Annotated in this window: 10 protein-coding genes; 6 read left to right on the forward strand and 4 right to left on the reverse strand. The window is 37.9% G+C overall.

The genetic code is table 11. The features are described from left to right. From ACP6PL_RS11045 to ndhC, 4 genes are all read right to left on the reverse strand, one after another. A partial coding sequence (locus ACP6PL_RS11045) for an SdrD B-like domain-containing protein (protein ID WP_426545309.1) occupies positions 1 to 2033 on the reverse strand: 2033 nt, incomplete at its 3' end. A 610-nt stretch (positions 2034 to 2643) separates the two neighbouring features. Next, the gene (locus ACP6PL_RS11050; protein WP_426545310.1) at positions 2644 to 3150 is read right to left on the reverse strand and encodes an NAD(P)H-quinone oxidoreductase subunit J; all 507 of its coding nucleotides are present in this window, start codon (positions 3148 to 3150) and stop codon (positions 2644 to 2646) included. Further along, the gene (gene ndhK / locus ACP6PL_RS11055; protein ID WP_426545311.1) at positions 3143 to 3865 is read right to left on the reverse strand and encodes a photosynthetic/respiratory NAD(P)H-quinone oxidoreductase subunit K; all 723 of its coding nucleotides are present in this window, start codon (positions 3863 to 3865) and stop codon (positions 3143 to 3145) included. Before ndhK ends, ACP6PL_RS11050 begins: the two co-directional genes overlap by 8 nt. Beyond that, the gene (gene ndhC / locus ACP6PL_RS11060) at positions 3856 to 4218 is read right to left on the reverse strand and encodes a photosynthetic/respiratory NAD(P)H-quinone oxidoreductase subunit C (RefSeq protein WP_094677266.1); all 363 of its coding nucleotides are present in this window, start codon (positions 4216 to 4218) and stop codon (positions 3856 to 3858) included. Before ndhC ends, ndhK begins: the two co-directional genes overlap by 10 nt. A 458-nt stretch (positions 4219 to 4676) precedes the next feature. On the opposite strand from ndhC, the gene ACP6PL_RS11065 reads away from it, so the two are divergent. The 6 genes from ACP6PL_RS11065 to ACP6PL_RS11090 all read left to right on the forward strand — a co-directional run bounded on the left by ACP6PL_RS11065 (position 4677) and on the right by ACP6PL_RS11090 (position 7321). Beyond that, positions 4677 to 5036, forward strand: a complete 360-nt coding sequence (locus tag ACP6PL_RS11065) for a rubredoxin (RefSeq protein WP_426545312.1) — start codon at positions 4677 to 4679, stop codon at positions 5034 to 5036. 33 nt (positions 5037 to 5069) lie between these two features. Then, entirely contained in the window at positions 5070 to 6083 is a 1014-nt protein-coding gene (locus ACP6PL_RS11070) for a photosynthesis system II assembly factor Ycf48 (protein WP_426545313.1), read from the forward strand. Positions 6084 to 6500: 417 nt separating this feature from the next. Then, complete coding sequence (gene psbE / locus ACP6PL_RS11075; RefSeq protein ID WP_426545314.1) at positions 6501 to 6749, forward strand: cytochrome b559 subunit alpha; 249 nt, start codon at positions 6501 to 6503, stop codon at positions 6747 to 6749. 24 nt (positions 6750 to 6773) lie between these two features. Next, positions 6774 to 6908, forward strand: coding sequence for a cytochrome b559 subunit beta (gene psbF / locus ACP6PL_RS11080; protein ID WP_293136803.1), 135 nt, complete (start codon positions 6774 to 6776; stop codon positions 6906 to 6908). A gap of 12 nt (positions 6909 to 6920) precedes the next feature. Then, positions 6921 to 7046 carry a photosystem II reaction center protein PsbL gene (locus ACP6PL_RS11085; protein WP_293104183.1) on the forward strand — a complete coding sequence of 42 codons (126 nt, stop codon included), beginning with the start codon at positions 6921 to 6923 and terminating at the stop codon, positions 7044 to 7046. A 152-nt stretch (positions 7047 to 7198) separates the two neighbouring features. Then, the gene (locus ACP6PL_RS11090; RefSeq protein WP_094677278.1) at positions 7199 to 7321 is read left to right on the forward strand and encodes a photosystem II reaction center protein J; all 123 of its coding nucleotides are present in this window, start codon (positions 7199 to 7201) and stop codon (positions 7319 to 7321) included. Positions 7322 to 8267 lie beyond the last annotated feature (946 nt).

Below are 8267 nucleotides of genomic sequence, written 5' to 3' on the forward strand. Positions count from 1 at the left end.
TCTGGCACTGTAGGTGTTTCTGCTTCAGGACCATCAGGACCTTCTGGGGCAGGTGGAGCAATTACAGCATTACCAACATTCAATACAATAGGCGGATCGCCTTGTAGAACATTAATCGGTTGAGTTATCGTAATTTCCTGATCTGGAGTAGTTTTCACAAAACCCGCTTGAGGTATTTCGCGTAAAAAGTAAGTTCCTATTGGAGGATTATTAAAGCTAAAGTCACCATTAACATTTGATATTGAAGCTGGTTCTTCAGGATCTAGTATATTGTCTCCATCAAGGTCTAAATAGAGAGTGAAGTTAGCTAAACCTGGTTCTCCTGGGTCCAAGATTCCATTGGAATTAAAATCATTAAATTTATTACCAATTAAATCACCGCGAAGCAAAGGACTATCAGGAGCTTGACCTATGTTAACAAAGTTAGCATCTTCACCACTGGTAACAACAATTACTGGATCTGCTGTTGTTTGAATAAAACCAGGTTGAGGTACTACTCTGACAACATATTCATCTGGAGGTAGAGTATTAAAGCTGTAGAAACCTCGATCGCTAGTAATTCTGAAAGGTTCTTCTGGGTCAAAGATACCATTTTGATTAAGGTCTAGATAAACAGTGGAGTTAGATAAACCAATATCTCCTGGATCGATGGCACCATTAGAATTATTATCTAAGAAAACCAGACCTGAGATAGCGTTGATTTCAGCATTACCAAAGTTAACGCCTGATAAAGTACCCCCATCAGGTACATCAACAGTCTGAAACTGACTTGTTAAATTAAATCCTAGTTGTTCTTCTGCTTCCCCAATAGTTATCCGGGTTGCTGGGAGATTAGCTAAGAAGTAACTACCATTCTGACTAGTGATATCAAATGGTTCACCAACATCTAGAATCTCATTGCTATTGAGATCTGCATAGATAGTAAAGTTGGGTAGACCAGGTTCATCAAAATCAAAAATACCATTAGCGTTGATATCTAAGTATTTAACACCTTCAACATTACCTGTACCACCAGGAACAATTAAACCAATATCTTCAACTACATTTGGTATGTCTTCTTCTGTACCGGTGAAAATAATTACTGGGTTAGGAGTTGTTCGAGCAACATCTAGTTCCCGAATCACATCAACATTAAATAGACCAGGTGTAACTTCTATAAATGAGTAAGAACCAAATTCATCAGTTACACTAATAACTTCGCCTTCATCGAGAATGCCATTTCTGTTACCATCAAGAAATACTTCGCTGCCGGAAATTCCTGGTTCATTAGAATCACGAAAACCATCAATATCTAGGTCTTCAAATAATACACCACTAATGTTGCCTATTCCTGGGCCAGTTGTAGCGTTACCAAATGGAAAATCTGAAACAGTAGGTTGTTCTGGACTGAGACTCACAAGTACAGGGTCTGGGATAGTTTGAACGAAACCTGGTTGCTGAATTTCCCGAATAGTGTAAGTTGCATTTAAGGGTAGGTTACTAAAACTAAAGCTACCATCACTCCCACTAATTGATGAGGGTTCACCAGGATCTAACTGATTATTATTATTTTGGTCTAAGTATATGGTAAATCCAGGTAATGGTGGTTCTGCGGGGTCGCGAAAACCATTACGGTTAAAGTCATTGTATTTTACGCCAAAAATGCTACCAAGGCCAGGTGGTGGTGGTGGAACAGGGCCACCTACTGTACTACCAAAGTTGATCCTGATATCTCTGACCATATCAGCATTGACTACGGGGACAACGATTGGTTCTGGAGCCGTTGAAACAGTACCAGCAGGGGGAATTTGTCTAAGTGGATATTCACCATCTAGTAATCCTAAGAAGCTATAGGCACCATCTGGACGACTAACTGAGAATAATTCATTGGGATTTTGCAGACCATCATTATTTTGATCCACAAATACTGTAACACCGGGTATTGTTTGGTCTTCTGAATCAAAGACCCCATCACCATCTACATCATTAAATGTGACACCTACTATATTACCAGCCCCGCCAAGTTGCGAGGCTTCTCTTATATGATCACTCACGTTCTAACTCCTCCACCAAAAAATCTATAGTTAATAGTGATTTGTATTTAACTAATGGCTAAAAACCACTAAATCAAGAATACAGATATACATTAAATCAATATGATGCTTATCACCCATGACGAGTAAAGCTAAAGCGCAGACGCTGAGGATTATATCAGGTTGATAAGAATGTGACAATTAGATTGGAAAATATACTAGAATAATTTAATCTTAAGGCCATAAGCAAAATTTAACTATTAAATCTAGTAATATTAAGCACCCACCCATTAAGAGGGGGGTGCTATCTGGTGTCGGGACGTTGCTTATCCCTGACAAGTTCCAATTCCAGAGAAAATTTATTCTATTTACTGAAACTGTAGAAAATAGCTAGACTTTGAAATTGGAAATATCAACTCAAAAGTATTTTCTCTGCCTAATGTTTTTTAGCTGATTACCTACAACCTATTTTTACTAAGTAAGTGAGCATAAATAAACGGAATATTCAAAGGCGGGTTTTGGGATTTAGATCGTCCTTAAGTTAAGGCTTTCGGTTCAACCCGCCCCTACAATTTTTTTAACGTTTAATTAGACCTAACTTACTTACTTAGGTTAAAATTTTGACCTAAAATTAGTAGGCATCTTGTAGTTCGTAGAATTCTGGGGAAATATAATCCTTACGCAACGGCCAACCTACCCAGTCTTCCGGCATCAAAATTCGTTTGAGATTAGGATGTCCTTCGTAGACAATGCCGTACATATCATAAGATTCCCGCTCTTGGAAATCTGCTGACTTCCAAATCCAATAAACGGAAGGAACTCTAGGATCGTCTCTGGGGATAAATACTTTTACCCGTACTTCTTCTGGTTGATCTACATCATCACTGACTTTGACCAAGTGATACATACTTACTAAGTCTTCTCCAGGTCCTGCATCATAAGCACATTGACACTGTAGATAGTTAAAGCCATAAGCATACAAAGCTGTGGATAGGGGAATTAAGAAATCCCTGTCAACTTTGATAATTTCTACTCCCAGATGATCGGGTTCTAAGAATTGATGCTCAAAACCATTCTCTGCCAGCCATTGTGAAACTTTACCTGCTTCAATTACTGGAGCTTCTTCTGATTCAGCCACGACTTACCTCCTCTTTTTGTGCAGCTTGCAATGCAGGTGGTACTGGCATACCTATTGCTTCTGTTAGCTCTTTTGGTGGTGCTTGACGGTCAGATGTCTGTAGATATTGACCATTCAGAATAGGTTCAACTACTTTCATATTGTGCTTAACACTGTAGTAACGATGAGCTTGCAGAAGTTTACCCCGTTCTTGCAAGGATTCATTAGCCACTTTTTTCCTCAGCTTGATGACAGCATCAATAATTGCTTCTGGACGTGGTGGACAACCAGGTATGTACACATCTACTGGGATTAATTTGTCTACCCCGCGAACCGCTGTTGGTGAGTCCATGCTAAACATACCGCCTGTAATTGTACAAGCACCCATGGCAATGACATATTTAGGTTCTGGCATTTGCTCATAAAGACGTACTAAGGTCGGAGCATACTTCATGGTGATTGTACCAGCAGTAATTAGTAAGTCTGCTTGTCGAGGACTAGACCGTGGTACTAAGCCAAAGCGGTCAAAGTCAAATCTGGAGCCGATGAGAGCTGCAAATTCAATGAAGCAACAAGCTGTACCATACAAAAGAGGCCATAAACTAGAAAGTCTAGCCCAGTTGTAAAGATCGTCAACTGTAGTTAAAACTACATTTTCTGAAAGTTCTTGAGTAACTTCGGGGGGTTGCTCAATCGGATTAATAATTTTTGGGTTTTGATTAGGACTTAAGACCATTCCAAAGCTCCTTTGCGCCATGCGTACACTAGAGCAATCACTAAGATTGCGATGAAAATTAGGGCTTCTATAAAGGCGAGGAGTCCCAACTGATGAAAGGCTACTGCCCAGGGATATAGAAATACTGTCTCTACATCAAAGATGACAAAGACAAGAGCGAACATATAGTAACGGATATTGAACTGTATCCAGGCTCCACCAATTGGTTCTACACCTGATTCATAGGTGCTGACTCGCTCTGGACCGCGAGTTTTTGGCCGCAGTAGCTTAGATGCAGTTAAGGCAAGGATTGGTACTAGGCTGCTAATTATTAGGAAACCTAGAAAATACTCGTAACCACTAAGAACAAACACAATTAACCTACATTTTCTAAATAACTAGGACTCTTAGTCTGTGAACATTATAGAGACCATAAGAGTTATTCTACTGCTAGCCCATATAATAAGTCAAAAGTCTTAATTTAACAGTCAAAAGTTAAAAGTCAGAACTAACCAATTAATTCTAAATAGTCATCATAAATTTTCGGTTAAGTGGACTACTAGCCAGTTGCCTCCTAGAAGGAAGGAAAATTTATATATGCTGAATGTAAGGGCGCTGCAAATGTCCGATCAAAGAGCAATCTGAATTGGTTTATCCCGGACAGACGTTTAGGCATCTTTGGTTATGCCATTAAGGGTTAAATTTGCCGGACTAAATTCGTGTCAAATTTGTTACCTCTTAAGAATCCACAGGCATTTTTCCCGTGGAGTGTCAAATTCTGTAATAATAATTAAAGATATTTTCATAATCGCTGATTCAATCCCTTGGAACTATGAGCGAGGAAACAACCCAGGCCAACACACAGGATGAGGCCAACACACAGGAACAGGATCGATATGAATGTCGAGCCTGTGGCTACGTATACGAACCCAATAAGGGAAGTTCTACAGGAAAAATTCCGCCGGGAACTGCTTTTTCAGATTTGCCTTCAGTTTGGCGCTGTCCTGTTTGTGGAGCGTCTCAAGTCCAATTTATAAATGTTGGACCAATTGAAGGGCCTTCAGGATTTAAAGAAAACCTTGGCTATGGTTTTGGTGTCAATACTCTCACACCCAGCCAGAAAAATATTCTAATTTTTGGTGGATTAGCCTTGGGATTCTTGTTTTTCCTTAGCTTATATGGTTTACGATAAGATGGCCATAAGGCTAATTACTGATTAAATGTGATGCACTCAATAGTAAAATTCTGGAAACAAGTTTTCATAATACTAGCAGCAGTTATACTTTGTAGCGGTTGCAAAAATGCTTTTTTACCACCGATGAGTTACAATCCCTGGGAGGTAATTCAACTACCAACTGAGGTTACGTTGTTTGATATCGGATTTACAGATAATCTTAACCATGGTTGGATTGTGGGTGGTGATACAACTCTTCTTGAAACTACTGATGGTGGTAAAACTTGGCAACCTAAAAGTATTGATTTAGAAGAAAAAGTCCGCTTGACATCAGTAAGTTTTAATGGTGATGAAGGGTGGATTGTTGGACAACCTTCTTCACTTTTGCATACTGATGATGGAGGAGAGTCTTGGAGTCCAATTCCTCTAAGTTCTAAACTACCTGGTGCTCCTAATACAATTATCGCTCTCGGGCCAAATTCTGCGGAAATGACGACTGATGTAGGAGCTATCTACCGAACTCAAGATGGAGGACAAAATTGGCGTGCTCAAGTAGAGGATGCTGTGGGAGTAGTAAGAAACATTTCTCGTTCCTCTAATGGTAAATATATTGCTGTTTCGGCAAAAGGCAATTTTTATTCTACTTGGGAACCAGGGCAAAAATCTTGGACTCCTCATAACCGTCAGAACTCTCGCCGTTTGGAAAATATGGGGTTTGGTGATGATGGTCGTTTGTGGTTATTGGCGCGTGGAGGTCAACTGCGGTTTAGCGATCCGGAAAACCTAGAAGAGTGGGGAGAAGCTATTACTCCTGAGTATGCTACAAGTTGGGGTCTTTTAGATTTGGCTTATAGAACTCCTGATGAAATTTGGGTTTCTGGCGGTAGTGGTAATTTACTTCGCAGTACCGATGGAGGTCAGACTTGGGAAAAAGACAGTGATGTAGAGAATGTTCCTGAAAATTTCTACAATATTGTATTTATAAATTCAGAAACAGGTTTTATTCTCGGTCAAAGAGGAACTATGCTCAAATATAATAGTTCAGAGGTTTCAGAGGCAGTTTAAACAGAGAAGCTATCCATAGGACTACCCGCAAGTCAGAAGTTGGAAAGTCATTCCTGATGATCTTTTGATAATTTATCAATAAACTAAGCAAGAAACTAGGTTTTATTCCCCTGATGATTTGTTTGTTGCACTCACGAAATTGAGTTTATCAACTCGGTTTCTGCATAAGTCCTAAAGATGTGATTTCTCTGTGTTTTTTGATTTGCTGAAAATCAATCTGAATGTGTTAAAATTGATCCCGTCTGGCTAAAATATAAAAATGACAGATGTAAAGAAGACAAAAAGTTAGTCTATCTTTACTCTGAAGAAAGACAAAAAACTCATCCCATTTATTACTATGGCATGAGCAATTTAGAAAAGTTTTAAGACTATCATATATAAATGATGGTTTAAGATTATTTGGGAGGAAAAAATTAGATGGCTGGTGGCAGTACAGGTGAACGTCCATTTGGAGACATTATCACAAGCATTCGTTATTGGGTAATTCATAGTATCACTATTCCGGCTCTGTTTGTTGCAGGTTGGCTATTTGTTAGTACCGGGTTAGCTTATGATGTTTTCGGTACACCTCGACCTAATGAGTATTACACTCAACAAAGACAAGAATTACCAATTTTATCAGACCGTTTTGAAGGTAAACAACAAATTGACGAATTTATCAAATAGATAAAAAATTAGGAGATTAAAATAATGACTAGCCAAAATCCAAATCAACCAGTTAGCTATCCAATTTTTACAGTTAGATGGTTAGCAGTTCATACTCTTGGTGTGCCTACAGTTTTCTTTTTAGGTGCGATTGCCGCTATGCAGTTTATTCAAAGATAGGAGCACAAGATAATGCCTTTAGATCGTAGTTCTAATCCTAATAAGCAACCAGTAGAATTAAACCGTACTTCTCTCTACCTTGGTCTGCTCTTAGTTTTTGTTCTTGGTATTCTGTTTTCTAGTTATTTCTTTAACTAATTTGGAAAACGGAATCAAGCAATTTCTACCTATACAAGTTATGCTATTTGGGTAATGTATAGGTAGTAGAATCAACTAAAAAGTTAACAAGTAAATTGTTTACAAATTTCTTTGAAATAGTAGTTACTTTTGAAATAATGAGGTGAAATATTATGATGTCTGAACCAGGAAGAATTCCTTTATGGTTAGTTGCTCTTGTAGCAGGAACTGGTGTACTTGTAGTTGTAAGTCTTTTCTTCTACGGTGCTTATGTTGGTGTAGGTTCTTCTTTATAAGAAAAAGTGAAAGTTTGAGTTAGTTAATACTCAGATTTTAGGATTTAGTTTTCTGATATTTTATTGAATAATTCTACTCTCAAAAGAGTGGAATTATTTTTTTGTGTTGTATTACTGGGGGATTCTAATTAAGTAGTAAATTTTAATTTACGCATTGGCGGAGCCTAGCGGCAGCTATATCGCTAGCCAAATAGTGAATATAAATTGTCCACTTAGGTGATTCTAATAATATTAGAAAAAATGGTCGAAAAAGGAGTAAACAAAATTATCAATTTAAGAATTGTGGTCGCCAAGAAAATTGAATATTATTTTGAACTGGGTTATTCAAAAAAAGTCAAAGAGCAATGTTTAACTATGTACCTTAATGGCAAAGGATTTAGCACCCATTGAGTGATATCAAATCCGGTTGAATACTTATTATATGGTTGGGGAGATGGGGGGATGGGGAGATGCAGACAAACCCGTAAACACTCTCCGGTGGGGAATTTAGCGATATATCTATTAAAGTAATTGAAAAAATTATAAACACATATCCTATGACCAGATTCTATGTGCAATTAACCGGATTTGATATGAATTACTATAGCCAATCATAATATAGTTATTCGGATTGTCAAACAAGCAGCTAATCAATTACCAGAAGATCATCAAAATTCTAGAAGGCCACAGGTGGGTCAACCCTCTGGAGTTACAAATATTTATCGGTAAAAAAAACAAGGTTTGGGTCTGGACAGCTTTAGATAAGGATTACTCTGAGATTTGAGAATATGTAATAGGGGATTATGTGCAGAAACATTTAAAAAATTATGGGAAAAAATCAAGGATTGGAACTGATAAATTAAGTTTTTGTTTGTAGTTGGGCTTTAGCCACTACAATATCCATCTGTTGAGCTATTGCTTGCTAAAGGTCAAAAACATAGACTATCTTAGACAAATATATACAAAA

This window comes from Dapis purpurea BLCC-M126, assembly GCF_050015975.1.
Taxonomy (GTDB): domain Bacteria; phylum Cyanobacteriota; class Cyanobacteriia; order Cyanobacteriales; family Microcoleaceae; genus Trichodesmium.